The 16,191-nt window shown below is 54.5% G+C and carries 15 protein-coding genes; 3 read left to right on the top strand and 12 right to left on the bottom strand.

Going from position 1 to position 16,191, the window contains the following annotated elements; all coding sequences use genetic code 11:
• The first annotated feature begins 390 nt into the window (after nucleotides 1–390).
• Complete coding sequence (locus tag G9Q73_RS10825) at nucleotides 391–1,578, top strand: efflux RND transporter periplasmic adaptor subunit (protein ID WP_177419802.1); 1,188 nt, start codon at nucleotides 391–393, stop codon at nucleotides 1,576–1,578.
• Between the two features lie 12 nt (nucleotides 1,579–1,590).
• On the top strand, nucleotides 1,591–4,833 hold the full coding sequence (locus G9Q73_RS10820; protein WP_369408878.1) for an efflux RND transporter permease subunit: 3,243 nt from the start codon (nucleotides 1,591–1,593) through the stop codon (nucleotides 4,831–4,833).
• Nucleotides 4,834–4,868: 35 nt separating this feature from the next.
• Here G9Q73_RS10820 and G9Q73_RS10815 read toward each other — a convergent pair whose 3' ends face one another.
• Both G9Q73_RS10815 and G9Q73_RS10810 read right to left on the bottom strand, forming a co-directional pair.
• On the bottom strand, nucleotides 4,869–5,174 hold the full coding sequence (locus G9Q73_RS10815; protein WP_177419801.1) for a tetratricopeptide repeat protein: 306 nt from the start codon (nucleotides 5,172–5,174) through the stop codon (nucleotides 4,869–4,871).
• A gap of 10 nt (nucleotides 5,175–5,184) precedes the next feature.
• Nucleotides 5,185–5,865, bottom strand: coding sequence for an MBL fold metallo-hydrolase (locus G9Q73_RS10810; RefSeq protein WP_177419800.1), 681 nt, complete (start codon nucleotides 5,863–5,865; stop codon nucleotides 5,185–5,187).
• Nucleotides 5,866–6,063: 198 nt separating this feature from the next.
• On the opposite strand from G9Q73_RS10810, the gene G9Q73_RS10805 reads away from it, so the two are divergent.
• Entirely contained in the window at nucleotides 6,064–6,813 is a 750-nt protein-coding gene (locus tag G9Q73_RS10805) for a lysophospholipid acyltransferase family protein (protein WP_177419799.1), read from the top strand.
• 48 nt (nucleotides 6,814–6,861) lie between these two features.
• Here the strand turns inward: G9Q73_RS10805 and G9Q73_RS10800 are convergent, their stop codons facing one another.
• From G9Q73_RS10800 to G9Q73_RS10755, 10 genes are all read right to left on the bottom strand, one after another.
• The gene (locus G9Q73_RS10800) at nucleotides 6,862–8,343 is read right to left on the bottom strand and encodes a B12-binding domain-containing radical SAM protein (RefSeq protein WP_177419798.1); all 1,482 of its coding nucleotides are present in this window, start codon (nucleotides 8,341–8,343) and stop codon (nucleotides 6,862–6,864) included.
• A gap of 609 nt (nucleotides 8,344–8,952) precedes the next feature.
• The gene (locus G9Q73_RS10795; RefSeq protein WP_177419797.1) at nucleotides 8,953–9,453 is read right to left on the bottom strand and encodes a nitrous oxide reductase accessory protein NosL; all 501 of its coding nucleotides are present in this window, start codon (nucleotides 9,451–9,453) and stop codon (nucleotides 8,953–8,955) included.
• Nucleotides 9,454–9,572: 119 nt separating this feature from the next.
• Entirely contained in the window at nucleotides 9,573–10,259 is a 687-nt protein-coding gene (locus tag G9Q73_RS10790) for a nitrous oxide reductase accessory protein NosL (protein WP_246345193.1), read from the bottom strand.
• A 172-nt stretch (nucleotides 10,260–10,431) separates the two neighbouring features.
• Nucleotides 10,432–11,106, bottom strand: coding sequence for a sulfite exporter TauE/SafE family protein (locus G9Q73_RS10785; RefSeq protein ID WP_177419796.1), 675 nt, complete (start codon nucleotides 11,104–11,106; stop codon nucleotides 10,432–10,434).
• Complete coding sequence (locus G9Q73_RS10780) at nucleotides 11,103–11,618, bottom strand: TlpA family protein disulfide reductase (RefSeq protein WP_177419795.1); 516 nt, start codon at nucleotides 11,616–11,618, stop codon at nucleotides 11,103–11,105. The genes G9Q73_RS10785 and G9Q73_RS10780 overlap by 4 nt, the downstream gene beginning before the upstream one ends.
• The gene (locus G9Q73_RS10775) at nucleotides 11,615–12,622 is read right to left on the bottom strand and encodes a hypothetical protein (protein ID WP_177419794.1); all 1,008 of its coding nucleotides are present in this window, start codon (nucleotides 12,620–12,622) and stop codon (nucleotides 11,615–11,617) included. Before G9Q73_RS10775 ends, G9Q73_RS10780 begins: the two co-directional genes overlap by 4 nt.
• Nucleotides 12,623–12,625: 3 nt before the next feature.
• Nucleotides 12,626–13,303 carry an ABC transporter ATP-binding protein gene (locus G9Q73_RS10770; RefSeq protein ID WP_177419793.1) on the bottom strand — a complete coding sequence of 226 codons (678 nt, stop codon included), beginning with the start codon at nucleotides 13,301–13,303 and terminating at the stop codon, nucleotides 12,626–12,628.
• A 6-nt stretch (nucleotides 13,304–13,309) separates the two neighbouring features.
• A complete protein-coding gene (locus G9Q73_RS10765; RefSeq protein ID WP_177419792.1) occupies nucleotides 13,310–14,443 on the bottom strand; it encodes an ABC transporter permease in 1,134 nt (377 codons plus the stop codon).
• On the bottom strand, nucleotides 14,440–14,730 hold the full coding sequence (locus tag G9Q73_RS10760) for a hypothetical protein (RefSeq protein WP_177419791.1): 291 nt from the start codon (nucleotides 14,728–14,730) through the stop codon (nucleotides 14,440–14,442). Before G9Q73_RS10760 ends, G9Q73_RS10765 begins: the two co-directional genes overlap by 4 nt.
• 460 nt (nucleotides 14,731–15,190) lie before the next feature.
• A complete protein-coding gene (locus G9Q73_RS10755) occupies nucleotides 15,191–16,153 on the bottom strand; it encodes a sigma-54 interaction domain-containing protein (protein WP_246345191.1) in 963 nt (320 codons plus the stop codon).
• Nucleotides 16,154–16,191 lie beyond the last annotated feature (38 nt).

Raw genomic sequence — 16,191 nt, 5'->3', positions numbered from 1 at the left:
ACCCAGGAAGCCTTTGCATTCCTCAAAGAGAAAGGGTGTGAATATTTTCAGGGCTATCTATTTAGTCGTCCTGTGCCACTACAGGATCTGCTCGGCAAAATTGAGTCCACAGCCGCCTGATCCACACGGAAATAACCCGGGATTTTATAGGTATTCACTCATTACCCAAACGCCTTGAAATTACCTATAATCGGGTCGCTTTACGTCAAGTTCGATCCGGGTGCAATTCGTCCCAATCCGACTGACACTATACGTCAGCAGCGGCACAGCACCTGAGACCGCCCTTTTCCCGGGAGACCCAGTTTCCCTTGGGGGGCGCTGCCTCAACCTGATCCATCAGATCTGCCTGCAATTTTCAAACCGATTTCAGACCTCAAATAGGAGTAGCCGATGCCGCACACGAAGCCTCTGCTGATAGCCATTCTGGCCAGTATTCTCAGTTTCGGCCCACTCACCGTGCAAGCCGAACAAGCCTATCAGATCATGACAGTCAAACGTGAACTGACACCCTTGACCATCGATATCGCAGGCACTGTGGCAGCGCGCAAGACCGCGCAGCTCACTGCCCAGATCCCTGGACGCATCAGACAGATCGCCGGGCAGGAGGGTGACAGGTTCAACCGGGGCAACGAACTGATCAGCATCGATGACAGCGCCCTGCGTGCAAAACTGGATGCGGCTGTTGCCCAGAGAGATGCGGCCCTCGCCTCCATGCGCAACGCCAACGTACAACTCTACCGGGAGGTCAGATCACCCCAGTCCACTGCCGGCAGCACCGCCCCGGGCGGTATGGGCATGCCTTCGATGATGGATCAGGCGTTTACCAACCCGATGCAGAATATGATGGGCATGCGCAATCGGGGGGCGGAACGCCACTCCGATGTCGTTAACCGCCAGACCCAGGTCGCCCAGGCCAACACCGAGTACAAACAGGCCGAAGCGCAGATCAAGGAGATCCAGGCCAGCCTGCGGGATGCCCGCAGCATCGCCCCCTTCAGCGGTGTGATTGAATCGGTCAATGTCGAGGTGGGCGACACAGTGCAGCCGGGCCAGCTTCTGTTGGTCTACAGTGAGACCTCAGGTTTTCAGGTATTGGCCGACGTACCGGTTCGCCTGCGTCCAGGCCTGAGTGAAGGAATGTCGCTTGGGGTCAGACTGGACGGTGCGGATCCCGTCATCCACGCCAGGATCAGCCGCATCTTCCCGGTTGCCGACCGCACCCAGCATACGGTGCGTTTCGAACTGGATCTGCCCGGCAACACAATCACCACCGTCGGCCAGTATGCGGAGGTCAGCGTACCTGACCTGAGCACACGTCAAAACAGCAATCTGGTCATCCCGAACAGCGCAGTACGTAAGAAAGGCGGACTGCCACTGGTCTTCGCCGTCGATGCCAAGGGTATTGCCAAGCTGCGCGTGGTGCGTCTCGGGGAGTCGGCCAGCGCTGGTAACACGGTGGTCCTCTCCGGCATTCGGGAAGGCGACCTGCTAATCAATAATCCACCACCAGGTCTGCGCGCAGGCACCCAGGTGATGACGCCTGCTGAATCCGCACAAGCTCCGAACAACAATCGATAACAGGTGCCTGCCGTGACTGAGATCAACCAGAACAACCTTGGCCTGGCGGGCAAAACCGCCCGCTCGTTCATCCACTCTCCCCTCTCCCCGCTGCTCTTCCTGGCGATGCTGGCGATGGGCATCCTGGGTCTGATGGCCACCCCCCGGCAGGAGGATCCGCAGATCTCCGTGCCTCTGGTGGATATCTTTCTGAGTTATCCCGGCGCCAGCGCCCAGCAGGTGGCTGATATGGCGGTCAACCCGCTGGAACGGATCATGAGCGAGATCCCCGGTGTCAAACACGTCTACTCCGCCAGCGCCCGCGGTGAAGGGGTGGTCACCGTCCGCTTCAAGGTCGGTGAGGAGACTGGACCCTCGCTGGTCAAGGTGCACGACAAACTCGCCTCCAACCTCGACAATATGCCCAGCGGCGTGCAGATGCCGCCGTTGGTCAAAGTGAAAGGCATCGACGACGTGCCGGTGGTAACCCTTACCCTCTGGTCCAGCGAGTTGGACGGCGGCAGCCTGCGACGCCTGGGTCTGAATCTGCTGCAGGAGTTCAAACAGATCCCCGATACCGGCCAGGGCTTTGTGGTGGGTGGCCAGCGCGATGAGATCCGGGTCGAAATATTGCCCAACAAACTCTCCGGCTCCAACGTCACTGCCGAACAGGTGGCAAACGTGATCCGTGGCGCCAATGCCGAAAATGTGGTGGGCCACGCGGAGGCGGATAACCGTAACCTGCGGGTCTATGCCGGCAGTTTCCTGCGTAACGCACGGGATGTGCAAAACCTGGTGGTCGGTGTGAACAACGGCAAACCCGTCTACGTGCGCGATGTGGCCCGTGTCAGCCACACGATTGAAGAGATCGACAACTATGTAAACTACTACACCGGCCCAGCCTATGCCCAAGCTTACGGCGAAGAGATCGTGGCAGACGGCGAGCAGGCGATAACGGTCGCCATTGCCAAGAAAGAGGGCTCCAATGGAGTCACTGTAGCCAATGCAATCCTGGAGATGGCCGACTCCCTCAAGGGACGGCTAATCCCGGATCAGGTCCGGGTGGAGGTGACCCGCAACTACGGCGCCACTGCCCAGGACAAGGTCAACGAACTGCTCTTCAAACTGGTCGTGGCGACTGGCATCGTCACCCTGCTGGTCTGGTGGGCGCTGGGGATCAAACCGGCGATCGTGGTCACCGTGGTGATTCCCGTGGTGATCCTGATGACGGTATTTGCTGCCTTCGTTATGGGTTTCAGTATCGACCGGGTCTCCCTCTTCGCCCTTATCTTCTCCATCGGCATCCTGGTGGATGACGCCATCGTGGTGGTGGAGAATATCTACCGGCGCTGGCTGATCGCCGGTTCACCGGACACCGATGTCGCTGTCGACGCAGTGCGGGAGGTGGGCAACCCCACCATCCTCGCCACCTTTACCGTGGTTGCCGCCCTGCTGCCGATGGCCTTCGTCAGCGGCCTCATGGGACCCTATATGGCGCCGATTCCGGTGCTCGGATCGGTGGCGATGATGATCTCCCTGTTCGCCGCCTTCGCGTTTACCTCCTATCTGGTGATGCGCATCCGTCCCTCCATGGAGAAATTGAAAAAAGCCGAAGAACGGGAGCACGCCTCCAACGAGAAGCTGGACAAGCTGTTTCGCAAGCTGATCCCCGCGCTACTCGACAACAAACGGTTAGGCTGGGGCTTCCTGATCGGCCTGATCCTCACCTTCTTCGCTGTCTGCGGCATGTTCTACACCACTGCGGTGACAGTGAAGATGCTGCCCTTCGACAACAAACCCGAGTTCGCGGTCATCATCGACATGCCGGAGGGCACCGCCCTGCCGACCACCAGCAATCTGGCCAGGGAGCTGGCGGAGGAGCTGCGCAAGATGCCGGAAGTTACAGCATTGCAAACCTATGCGGACTCTGCCCGCCCCTTCGATTTCAACGGTATGGTGCGCCACTACTACCTGCGGGAGAAATCCTGGCTGGCTGAAATCCAGGTTCAGCTGCTCGACAAAAAAGAGCGCAAGCGTACCAGTCATGAGATCGCCGAAGCGGCGCGGGCGACCCTGACCCCGATTGCCCGGGCCATGGGGGCAAGAATTACCGTGGCAGAGATGCCGCCGGGGCCACCCGTGTTGCAGTCGGTGGTTGCGGAGATCTACGGTCCGGATGACAAAACCCGCCGTGAGGTTGCCCGTCACATGACGCAACTGTTCGATGCCACCGAGGGTCTGGCTGACGTCGACAACTATCTGATCGAGCCGTATCAATCCTGGCGTTTCGAGATCAGCACTCGTAAGGCATCCATGCAGGGGATCTCAACCAATGCCGTCATACAGGCTCTGTCGGCCGCCATGGGCGGCTACCAAATCACCGACGTGCGCGCCGGCTCGGCACTGGAATCTACCTGGATCGTCATGCAGGCGCCCCTCTCCCTGCGCGCCAACCCCAAGGCCCTGAGCGACATGCCGGTAGCAAAGCCCGGTGGCGGCAGTGTACCGCTGGCCGAACTGGGCCGCTTTATAAAAGTCGAGGAGGAACCGATCATCTATCACAAAGATCTGCGCCCTCTGGAGTATGTGGTAGGCGATGCGGTGGGCCGCCTGGGAGCCCCTATCTACCCGATGCTCGACATCGACGAAAAATTGCAGGCGTACAAAACACCGGATGGCGTCACCCTCTCCGGCACCATGACCGGCCCACCAAAAAATACCGGCATGTCTGCCTTCGAATGGGGTGGAGAGTGGACAGTCACCTATGAGACCTTCCGTGACATGGGCGCGGCTTTCGCCGTGGCACTGGTGCTGATCTATATGCTGGTGGTGGGCATGTTCGGCAACTTTACCGTACCTGCCATCATCATGGCGCCAATCCCCCTGACCCTGCTTGGCATAGTACCCGGACACTGGCTGCTCGGCGCCCAGTTCACCGCCACCTCCATGATCGGCTTCATCGCCCTGGCGGGCATCATCGTGCGCAATTCGATTCTACTGGTGGATTTCGCCATGGAAGAGGTGCGCCAAGGTCATGATGTCCGGGAGGCTGTGCTGCGCTCCTGTAAGGCCCGTACCCGTCCCATCATGATCACCGCATTCGCCCTGATGGGCGGTGCCAGCGTTATCATCACCGACTCCATATTCCAGGGCATGGCGATCGCCTTGATGTTCGGGGTCTTCGTCTCCACCGTCCTTACGCTGATCGTTATCCCGATGGGCTGCGTCAAGGCGGCAGAGAGCCTGAAGGAGATCGCAGCTGCGCGCGGTGATTGAGGGGGTCAACCCGCAAAGTAAGGATCTGTTCTCTGTTACGTCAACCGGCGCAGAAAGATCTTCATCTCCTTGGCGGCCTGGATGTCGCCCAATGACTCGGCCACGGCAATGCCTTGCTCGTAGGCTTGCCGTGCCGCGTCATCTCTTTTTGCAGCCACCAGCGCCTTGCCATAAGCCTTCCAACTGGCTGAATGGTTGCCATTCTGCCGCAGTGCCTGCTCAAGATGTTCCAAGGCAGATTCCACCATCCCTTCCTTGAGGCAAAGCGTGCCCAATGTATACCTGAGGATGGCATTGTCCTGACCCCGACTGAGCATATCCTCCAATACTTTTCTATCCATATCGCCTGCCTTACAATCCACAACCCATATTGCCGGGCAGTGCAATATCGATACGTTTCGGCGCAGGTAATGCCATGGCATCCATGATATGAATATAATCCTTGCGGCTCTTGCCACTGAGGCGAGGGTTCAGGCGCTTCTCCTCACCAATGAAGGAGACGGTAAAACCCTGGTAGTCGTGACCGGGATAGACCATTGTTTCATCAGCAAGCGTAAACAGTCGCTGAGTGATGGAATCGTAGGCAGTACCCGGGTCTCCCGATTGAAAGTCAGTGCGGCCGCTACCACGAATCAACAGCGTATCACCGGTAAAGACAGCGCCGTCAGCCAGATAACAGATATCCGTATTGGTGTGGCCTGGCGTATGGATGACATTCAGCCTATGACCGCCAAAGCAAACCTGGTCCCCCTCATCCAGCCACAGATCGGCACACTCCGCCCGACTGTTTTTATGCACACCGATCCGGCAACCAAAGCGTTCGCGCAACAGACCGCCACCAGTGACATGATCTGCATGGATATGGGTCTCAAGCGAATCGAGTAGATTCAGGGATAGCTCTTCAATCAAACGACTGTCCCGGCCGAACTGTTCGATCACAGGGTCGATGATAACGGCCTCAGCCGTGTCACTGTCCCATAACAGGTAGCTATAGGTACCCGTTGCATTATCAAAGAGCTGACGAAGTTGCATAAAGCACCTCTGTTTGGAATACGATTCCACTATCAATCTATATCGGTTTGGCATCAAGTTGATTCAACCTTTAGAAAAACAGGGGAGGATCGTCTTCGTCAAGCAGAGAAAAGCGCAGCTTAGAAAATTACCCTATAGTGGAGAGTATCGGATAACTATCGGTGCTATACCCAGAGAGATCGAACACAGGGATAACAGATGAGTCGTCTTGTCCTACGTTTAGCATGGATTTTGTTGGGCTGGATTGAGCTGATCCTGCTTACGCTGGTGCTCTATACACTCTCTTACCTGCCGGCACGACCTACACCCAGACGCTGGTATATACGCCTGTTCAGGTTGTGGTCTGGAACCTTCGTTCACGCATTGGGTGTCGATCTGCGCCTCCATCAGAAGAATCAACACCCGCTGCCAAAACAGTTTATTCTGATCGCCAATCACCCCTCTGCATTCGAGGATATTGGCATCCCCGCTCTGTTCGATGTCCATTCCGTGGCCAAGGTTGAAGTGCGCGACTGGTGGATCACGGGCAGAATAAGTGCAGCGGCAGGAACGCTCTTTGTTCGCAGGGAATCCAAAGAGTCCCGCAAGAATGTTGCCGAAGAGATTACCAATGCGTTGCGCAATGGCCTCAATATTGCGATCTACCCTGAGGGTGGCATCAACGGAAAACGTCTGCAGGATGATTTCCGCTACGGCATCTTTGATATTTCGAAACGCACCGGCGTCCCTATTCTACCCGTCTATCTGCACTACGAATCACAGGATGACTTTCATTGGGGCGATCAGCCACTAGCGCAAAAAATCGTTGAATTCATGCTGACGAAAAACAACCGGGTCAATTACTATCTGTACGATGCAATTCAACCTGAACAGTTTGAAGACAAGGAATCATACTGCCGGTTTGTGCATGAAAAATATCTGGCGTGGCAGAAAAAATATCTTGATTGAAATGGGGGGCGTAGGCCCGATAAGCGCAGCGGATCGGGCGTTAAGAGATCAACTATTTTCAGCTTCCGAAAGCTGGAACTGCAACTTCCCGCTGGCAATCTGTCTGACCCGACCTCGATGCACGGGACTGAGCGAGAGAAAGCGGGAGAAGAATCGCCAATAGGGTGGCGCCACGCCCATCATGTGCAAGAGCCTGAAAGCACGCACAGTCATCGGACGACTGGATGGGTCTTCCGCCGCATGGACAACATTAGGACAAACCGATACCGCCTGATTCACCCGACGTAACAACCACTCTTCTGAAACTGCCGGGGAGAAATAGAAAACCGATTGAGCAAGATCCATGTTCTTAGGCAGATAACCTGTCTGAAACGACTGTTCAGCCAACTCTGTGCCAGGCAGTATACGGATGCCGGTGGTGAACATCGGCAGGCAGTTTTTCCAGTTCAGATGAGACTCCACGAATGAGACAGTCTCCTCGGCAGTATCCCTGGTCTCACCCGGCGCACCGAGCATGAAAAACCACATGCTCGGGATACCTGAACGTCGCACCCGCTCGGCACACTGGCGGACCGCCTCGACATCAAACCCCTTACGCATGGAATCGAGAATACGATCACTCGCACTCTCCGGCGTGACCATCATTGAGTTGAATCCAGCCCGCTTCATCAGAGCCAGTAATTCATCGGAGAGATGGCGTGGATTGACACCCATGGTGGTCAGATTCACCTTCAAACCCGAGCGGATGATCTCTTCGCAGAGTTCGATGGCGTAACTTTCCGGAGCGTTGAAGACCGAGTCGATGAACTCGAAGCAACGGGGATTTTTCACCCTCATCACTTCCCGCATCTCAGCCACGACATCCTGAGGGGAACGCTTGCGGAAGCGCCTGCCCTCGATAGTGGGATAGGTGCAGTAGGTACAGTGTAACGGGCATCCACGCTTTGTTTGAACCGGCCAGGTGGCACCCAGGCGTTCATAACGTTTCCAGGAGATCCACCGCTCCATGCCGGAAGCACCGAAACCGGGCAACCGCCGAGCCTGCGCCGGGATAATATCGGCAGATTCCCGAAAACAGACACCGGGAACATCGCGGTAGCGCCCCTCCCCCTGTATCTCTTCCAAAAGCTGGGGAAAGACCAACTCACCCTCGCCCAATACGGCAAAATCGGCGTCGATATGGCTCAGGACATTACACCCGAGGATAGAGATTGCCGGGCCACCCAGCACAATATTCGCGTCACTGACTTCCCGGATCAATGCGATCTGCTGAGCCAGCACGTCCAGATGGGTCAATAGACGCTGATGCACTACATTATCGATATTACGTACCGAAATCGCTGCCACTTGGGGCTGAAAGCGTATCAACATATTTCGCAGGTGACGCAGGCCGGAATCATTCACCAGCATGTCGACAAACTCGACATCGTGCCCGGCATCAAGAGTGGCGCTGGCCACATAGCTCAACCCGATCGGCGGAGCAGGCAAAAGATCCCGGACGTGATTCGAGTAGATGAAGAGAACGCGCATTTCGTGAATTCTAAGGAACTAATTTCCGACCACAGACTCGGTTCAGTATAGCGAAATCCACAACTTAATGACCAACGCTATATTCGTGGCGCAGACCGACGTCCAGGCGATAAAACCCATCGAGACAAAACCTCCAGCGTGGCTAAATCCTCGCTCGCCGGACTCCTATCATCTGAAATGGACTGAAACAGTTAGCTTATATGATCAGAACAACCAAAGTGGCCAAGCCCCAAACTACGGCGGCAATCAAAACAACTGTATCTAAATGGGTTTGAGTTTTCGTACTCATCGTCATACCTCACTGCTCAATCTGGTAGTTCGATTAGCCATCTGTCATGGCTGAAAAATGACCCCATACCAAGATGTGGGTATGGGGCCAGTTTCCATTGTTGCGCGTCTGTCTCTAAGGAGTATCGAGGAAGGGGCAGCGATACTGCTTGAGCATAGTGACAGCTCTTTCTGCCCTTTCCCGACGATCACCATTATTCACATCTGTCAGCAATCAGCATTGATAATTCTAAATTCGGCTTTATTGAGGAATTCAGTTCTTATTACAACCATAGAATCCCCACTGATCGAGTGCAGTGCCACAAGCGGGAGGCCAGCAAATTATTCAAAAATCCCGTTATCCAGTTTTATCAACATTTCCTCAGCGACTTGGTTAAAACGAATAATGCTCAATCCCTTGTGATCGCTCATAAACTCCTCTGCGTCCTCTTTCGTTTCAAGGGGAACCAACTCGTGACCCATTGGACCCAGCACATCTGAGCCAATCACGTAGAAGGCCTCACGCGCATCTATGAGGGTAAGTCCGTAGTATTCTGTAACGCCGATTGAATCGATGTTTTCAGCCTGGTGGCCCGGCGCCCATTTGTGCAAATCCAGCAGATATTTGAAGAGGTCTTTTGCACCATCAAAGTGATGTGAGTGACCATTCTTATAACGTACCGTCGCCACCCACTCCGGATACTTGGCAACAAACATACCGCATACCGGGCAGGTGTCTGTCGGGCCAGGTTTTGGCAGGTCGACAGGTCCTGAAATAGCTGGTTGTGCCAGCAACAGTAAACCCAGAATAATTATTAGAAGGAAGCGATTATCAGTGTTCATAACTTCTGCATCTTAGGCATGGCATTCAATTGCAGGAGCGACGGGGCTTCACTCCACAAAAACTTTCGCGGCAGTTGCAGGGGAAAATATCCCAATACCTCTGCCGCGACCTGTGCCAATCAGCCCTTCTGCTCCATTTTCATTTTTTTCATCATATGTTTGCGGCGCTCTGCACGACGCATGCGGACCATGACGGTATCCGTAGCCATGCTGAGATAGGATTCCCGCAGAGCATCATCAAAAGCACCCAACTCACCACCATGTTTCTTCTGCGCAGCCTTGGCTGCATCGGCGGAGGCGAAGGCCTTCTTGCTCTTCTTAGTCATGACTCCTTTAAGTTTGGCTCCGATCAGGTAGCTCGCCTTGTCGACTTCCAGCAGCGGCTTGATCTTCTCATCAGAGCCGAAATCGGCTGCATAGATCGCCTTGGGTCCACGGTCAATATTCAGCGACAGACTGATAGCCAGGCAGTGAATGGAACAGGTGCCGTCCACCAGGCCATCATCATACTGCACAAGATGACGGCTGTGATGAAACTTGGTGCGGTCCATACCGCAGTAAGGACACTTGGGATATTTCTGCAGTTCGTTTTCGAGTGGATTATTATCCGGTGCTGTCTTGGGGATAAACTGCAGTGGCGTACCGTCACCAAAACATTTCTCACCGCTAGCCTTGACCCAACCCTTGCCGGGAACCATAACACCAATGCCCTGTCCCGCCGTTGCCGTAACCGCCAAACCACCGAGACCGACGGCAGCCAGCATCTTCATCATATCTCTACGATCGATCTTTTTTTCTTCGCTCATGATCTACTGCTCCTTACTTTCACCAATAACAAAAGGGTTTGCGGTTAAGGTACGCCGCAAGATCTATACCGCATAACAGATCTAACGGCTTTTCAGTCAGTTAACCAAATTCACACTGTTCACATAGTCCGTCAAAAACACCATCTGCGTGATATGACTCAGCGAATGGACACTACCAGTTGGCTAACCCACGCATGATGTCGTAGAAGATCACCCCTTCGTAGACCGTCCAGAGTCCAAGCAGAACCACGCCAACTCCAGCTAGCTTTGCCATGCTGCCACGTACTTTTTGTCCAATAAATGCTCCCAGGAGACTGACTGCCACCATGGCAGGCAGTGTCCCTGCTCCAAAAGCCAGCATCAGCAGACCTGCATTCAGTGGATCAGCACTGACCACTGCCTTGATTGCCACAGAAAAGACCAGGCTGCAGGGAACGAAACCATTGAACAGACCGGCAACCAAGGGAAGACTCTTTTTGTGATTTGCAAAATCATCCCCTGAAAACCACACTTTCCGGGATTGCCGTATTCTCTTCTTTCCAATCAGGTCCAGCAGGTTCAAACCAAGGATGACAACCAATACCCCGGCAAGAATCATCAGGACTCCCTGCGCTTTGCCTACAATGCCTGCCTGTACCACCACCTGCCCAAGCAGAGCACCGCTGACACCAAGAAGGGTATAGACTCCGATACGCGCCCCATGAAATGCCAACACGGGAAGCGGATTGAGGAAGCTGCCATAGCGGATAAAAAATCCACCATTGATGCCGCCGCACATGCCGACACAGTGAAAGGCTCCGAAGATACCCGTGGCAAATGCAAGCGCAAGGGTGAACTCGCCGTTCACAGCAGTTCCTCGACAATCTTGTGGAATAGCTTCGACGTGGATTCACCCAGTATCCGGGTATGCAGATTACCCTGACGGTCAACAATGAAAGTGGTTGGAAGCGCGATCACACCATAACGGCGTGCCACCTCTCCATCCCGATCCAACAGCACATCGTAGGAGATATTCAACTTGCGGATAAATGCAGCGGCGGTTTTCCGATCCTGCCGCACATTGATTGCCAGGATGACCAATCCCCGCTCTTGCTTTTGTCGATAGACCGGTTCGATATTTTTCATCTCTGATTCACAGAAAGGACACCAGTCGGCCCAGAAACGGATGGCTACCACCTTGCCCCGCAATGCATTCGGAAAGTCCAACGAGCCGCTCTCCAACCGATCCAGGATAAAACCCGGCATAGGCTGACCCTTGATCAGCTTTGGAGATTCATCACTACAGCCTGCCACTATCATCAAAAGCAAAACAGCAATCGTGAAATGACGCCAAAAACGCGGGGGCTGGATAAAATTCACCACCAAACCTCCGACATCACCAGGTTGGAACTCACCACAGCCCAAGTGGCAATCAGATAAAACAACCCGAAAAGACCTATGGCCACCCAAGTCAGTCGAGGTGCATTTCGTTCTACCGCTTCAGTTAGGCTCGGAACCCGTTTCCAGGGTGCAATCATGCCTGCTCCCAAGGCTATGGCTGTGGCAAAAAACAGCGGTATATAAAGGAAGTAACCTGCATAGTCGTGGCCCGATTTCAAAATACAGAACGGACAATGATGATGCGGGTGTTCGTAGATATAGAGCGATACAAACGAGACGATGGCCACCAACGCCATCACAAAAGCCACACCGCTCAGAATCGCAAACAGCGGTCCGCCGCTACGTCTCAGTCCATACCAGACCCCACTTCCCAGGGCTGCAACACCTGTACCGTAGAGGGCGAACATCGCGGTTCTCGGCTGCAGACTGGAGACCTCTGCAGCCACACCTTCCGCATCCGCAGAGAAGAGCGCCCCGCAGCAGGAGGTAATGACATCCGGATCCATCTCCAGAAAGTGACGGAGTTGTACGTAAAACTCTGCCAACACCATCGGCACGATCAGCAGCAGCAGGACGTACTTCAGTTTTACCAGTGGATAGTCATAACCCTGGTTGTCCAGGTAGTTGAGCGCCAGCCAGGCCGCACCGCTGAAGAAGATCATCATCTTCAGAAACAGGGTGGGCCACCCCCACTCGTTCACATTGAGCACACCGGTTGCGCACATGGCGCCCACAAACTGACCTGACATCGATTCGGCGTTGTAGATGAACAGCAGCAGGGAGACCAGTTCCGAGGCAAAGGCCCAGGTAAGCAGGGTCGAGATCAGATAGGTGCGCCGCTCCAGATTCAGTTGGCGTTCACTACCACTGTTGATATCCCAATGGCGAACGACCTGCAAGCCGAAACCCGCAGCCAGCAACAACATCAAACTGACCACAGCAGAGACCAGGACAAGCGCCATGATAGCTGGATTCAGCAGCATGATTCACTCCCGCACAAGCAAACCATCACACATCTCCATCACCCGGTTCACCACCGGTGAATCGAAGACGACAGGATCGTGACTGGTGATCAAAATGGTCTTTCCCGACTTGCACAACTCATCAATCAGACCCATGAACTCGCGTGAGAGTTTTGTATCGAGATTGGCCGTCGGTTCATCGGCAATCAAAATCTTAGGATCATTGATCAGGGCACGGCAGATCGCCACCCGCTGGGCCTCGCCGCCAGAGAGCCACTCCACCGGGTTATCGGCCTTGCTGCTCAGATTGAAGTGATCCAGCAGGCGGCGTGCCGATTCCACCAAGACCTTATGGTCGGGTGCAAGCGGATAGGCAGGCAGCATGATGTTTTCCAGCACGCTCAGTCCCTGGATCAAATTGAATTTTTGAAAGATGAAACCAAAGGTATGGCGTCTGATATCGGTCAGAAAACGTTCCGGCAAACCGGATATGATTCGATCCCCAAGCTGAATGCGGCCACTGGTCGGTCGTGAGAGACAACCGATCATGGAGAGCAGCGTGGTCTTGCCGGAACCACTCGCCCCTTTAAGACAGGTGACCTTGTTGGGTTCGATCTTCAGGGAAACACCCTGGATCGCCCAAAACTCATTAGGTCGGCCCTGGTTAAAGGCCTTCTTGATATCAGTCAACTCAATGAACATCTGCAACTACCGCATAATCGCATCGGGGTCGGTGATCGAGGCCTGCCATATTGGAATGATGGTTGCCACGGTGTAGGGAAAGACCGTAAAGAAGAAGAGCGTTGCCACCTGCATGCCATCGATAAATGGCGTCAGCTGAAAATCGGGATAGAGCACTGCCCAGCCCTTGAGCACCGGTTCAAACAGACTGGCCGAGCCGTAAAAGACGTGGGCATAGGCCGCCAGATACCCAATGATAAAGGCGGCAAGCGAGACAATGGCCCCCTCCCAGAATTTCATCCTTAATACATCACCGGTCTCCCAACCCACCGCTTTCAGGATACCGATCTCCCGCTTCTCTTCCGCGCTGAGACCAGATGCCTTGTCCCAGGCAAAGATCACAAAGGCCAGCACCGCACCGGCCAACAGGACAAAAACGATGCCCTGACGCCAGGAGAAGATGCTGTCGTAGGTGCGCAACACCTCTTCACGCAGAATGGGACGCGTATCCGGCAGTTTCAACGAGAGCTTCTCCGCGATCTTTTGCACCTCTCGCGGGTTGCGCACCGACAGCACAAGATCGGTAAAATAACCGTCAGGAACGCCAAACGTGACCCGATAGGCCTTCTCAGAGAGAAAAACCAGATCAGCGCTGACCAGTTCCGACGCCGTATCGAGTATCTCTGTCACCTGAAAAGAGTAGGCCTCGCCATCATGGGAGCGGAAAGTGATCCAGTCTCCGATACCGATACCCCGAGTGCGTGCGATAGCCGCACCAATGATCGTTTCCGTGGTGGAAAGTCCCTTTTTTTCATCCACCATCATGGTGTAGTTAGCCTTTACCGCGGGATCGTAGAAATACCCCCAAAGACGCCCTTTCTTCTCCACCACGCCGCGCAACCGGCCAATACGATCCAAATACTCCGCAGGCATCAAGGCATGCCGACCGGCAACCATGCGTTGAAGAATGATCTCCGGTGACTGCTGCAGAATAATTCCAGCCTCATGTCGTAGCGCATGGGTAAACAGCATCACGGAGGCAAGCATGAAGACTATGAGCGTATAGACAAACAGGAGACCAAAGTTTTTGCCTTTACGCCGAAACAGTGAAGCCAGAGTAAAGTCGATCAGATACTTCTGCTTGCGGAAAAAATCGATCACTGACCAAGCCTCTGAGGGGGGGAAATCAATGAGCCGCTGGGAAAGTGCTCCAAAGCCATCGGATGATCCTGAAACGCTGAATGCAGGTCCGACTGACTCGGGTGACGCGTATAGCGTGCTTCGGTGAACAAGGCCAAGTCAGTCAATCCCAACTCCGCCACCAGCGCTGAGCGATGTTGCAGATCCGCAGTTGCCGATTGACGGCGAAGTTCCGCATCCACCAGGGTAAACATCAGACACAGAACGGCGCTGAAAAAAACTATCAGAAGTGTGTTTGATCGCCTCATTGACTGCGTAATCACTATTAGAAATGGGGTGAATGGCAACCAGTCTAAAGCGCCGGAATGCGGCGGCTCATTGACAACAATCAGTCTGCCAAAAAAGAAATGAAGAGTGTGGCAAATGACACAATTTTACGGAAACGCGGGGAATCTGGCCGAATACCACACGTACCAATTCAGCACATAGTGAACACTGAGGTAACGTGTAGGATGTGGTGACGACTGCATGGATGCAGGAGGTAGAGCAACGCATGGAGCAGTTGCCGAGTAGAACGAACCGCATCAATCACAACAGATGCGCACCGCTATGCTCAGCACATTCTACGATTCTGTAGGTCAGGTTAGAAGTAGGCCGATTCAAGCGTAGCGGAACCGGCAACATCCCTTACATTATTCCAAGCCTGGACGCCCGATCCGCTACGCTTGATCGTGCCTACGAATTCGATAGCGGGGACAGTGAACCAAGCTAGCTTTCTATTGCGTACTTCTTGATGCGGTACAGCAGCGTATCTCGAGAGAGTCCAAGCAGACGCGCCGCCTTGCTTCGATTCCCCAAAGTCCGACTCAACGCCTGGCGGATCAGGTTGGCTTCCAGTTCATCCATATTCAAGCCAGCAGCAGGCAAGACAAAATCACCGCGCTGTTGCGACTGGGGAATCACCTCATGGCGAAACTCCCTCGGCAGGTTTTCAGGCTGGACCGCCCGGCCGCTAAACAGGATCAGCATCCTTTCGCAGAAATTTTTCAGTTCCCGGACATTTCCCGGCCAGCTGTAGCGCCGCAGAACTTTCAAGACTGAGCGACTGTAGTTTGGTGCATCAAGGCCGTACTGAGCTGACAACTCTGCCGTCAGTCTGTTGAACAGCAGTTCCACATCACCTGGACGTTCACGCAATGCAGGCAGTTCCAGGGGAACGACATAGAGCCTGTAGTATAGATCCCGACGAAAACTGCCTTCTTTTACCGCCTTGCCGAGATCCTTGTTGGTCGCGGCAATCACCCGCACGTTCAGTTTTTCAGACTGAGGGTAGCCCACGGCCTGGCTCTCACCCGACTCGATAAAACGCAGCAGTTTCGGCTGAATCGAGAGGGGCAGCTCCCCCACCTCATCCAGAAAAAGCGTACCACCATCAGCCGCTTTCGCCTTGCCGATCTCGTCCTGCACCGCGCCGGTAAAAGCACCCTTGCGGTGACCGAAAAGCTCCGACTCAGCCAGTTGCTCCGGCACAGCTGCGCAGTTGACGGTCACGAAGGCCTTATCGGAGCGCCGACTGTAGCGGTGTAACGCGTTGGCCAGCAGTTCCTTGCCGGTACCGCTCTCACCGGTTACCAGCACGGTGGCGTCAGTGGCGGCAACGATTCTGGCTGCACGCAGCACCGTCTGAAACTCTGGTGCTGTACCGAGCATGGTCTGATTCTGAATATTCATGGTAGGCATCATAATTCATTTCAATGTTTGGGTGAAAT

This window comes from endosymbiont of Lamellibrachia barhami (assembly GCF_011947365.2).
In the GTDB taxonomy this organism is placed as follows: domain Bacteria; phylum Pseudomonadota; class Gammaproteobacteria; order Chromatiales; family Chromatiaceae; genus QGON01.
Note: the sequence above shows the minus strand (reverse complement) of the source record. Positions and strands in the feature narration are given on the sequence as shown.

What these genes read in the sequence shown, in the direction of transcription:
- G9Q73_RS10825 (WP_177419802.1), top strand. Translation starts at nt 391, where the DNA reads ATGCCGCACACGAAGCCTCTGCTGATAGCCATTCTGGCCAGTATTCTC.
- G9Q73_RS10815 (WP_177419801.1), bottom strand. Translation starts at nt 5,174, where the DNA reads ATGGATAGAAAAGTATTGGAGGATATGCTCAGTCGGGGTCAGGACAAT.
- G9Q73_RS10810 (WP_177419800.1), bottom strand. Translation starts at nt 5,865, where the DNA reads ATGCAACTTCGTCAGCTCTTTGATAATGCAACGGGTACCTATAGCTAC.
- G9Q73_RS10805 (WP_177419799.1), top strand. Translation starts at nt 6,064, where the DNA reads ATGAGTCGTCTTGTCCTACGTTTAGCATGGATTTTGTTGGGCTGGATT.
- G9Q73_RS10800 (WP_177419798.1), bottom strand. Translation starts at nt 8,343, where the DNA reads ATGCGCGTTCTCTTCATCTACTCGAATCACGTCCGGGATCTTTTGCCT.
- G9Q73_RS10795 (WP_177419797.1), bottom strand. Translation starts at nt 9,453, where the DNA reads ATGAACACTGATAATCGCTTCCTTCTAATAATTATTCTGGGTTTACTG.
- G9Q73_RS10790 (WP_246345193.1), bottom strand. Translation starts at nt 10,259, where the DNA reads ATGAGCGAAGAAAAAAAGATCGATCGTAGAGATATGATGAAGATGCTG.
- G9Q73_RS10775 (WP_177419794.1), bottom strand. Translation starts at nt 12,622, where the DNA reads ATGCTGCTGAATCCAGCTATCATGGCGCTTGTCCTGGTCTCTGCTGTG.
- G9Q73_RS10770 (WP_177419793.1), bottom strand. Translation starts at nt 13,303, where the DNA reads ATGTTCATTGAGTTGACTGATATCAAGAAGGCCTTTAACCAGGGCCGA.
- G9Q73_RS10760 (WP_177419791.1), bottom strand. Translation starts at nt 14,730, where the DNA reads ATGAGGCGATCAAACACACTTCTGATAGTTTTTTTCAGCGCCGTTCTG.
- G9Q73_RS10755 (WP_246345191.1), bottom strand. Translation starts at nt 16,153, where the DNA reads ATGAATATTCAGAATCAGACCATGCTCGGTACAGCACCAGAGTTTCAG.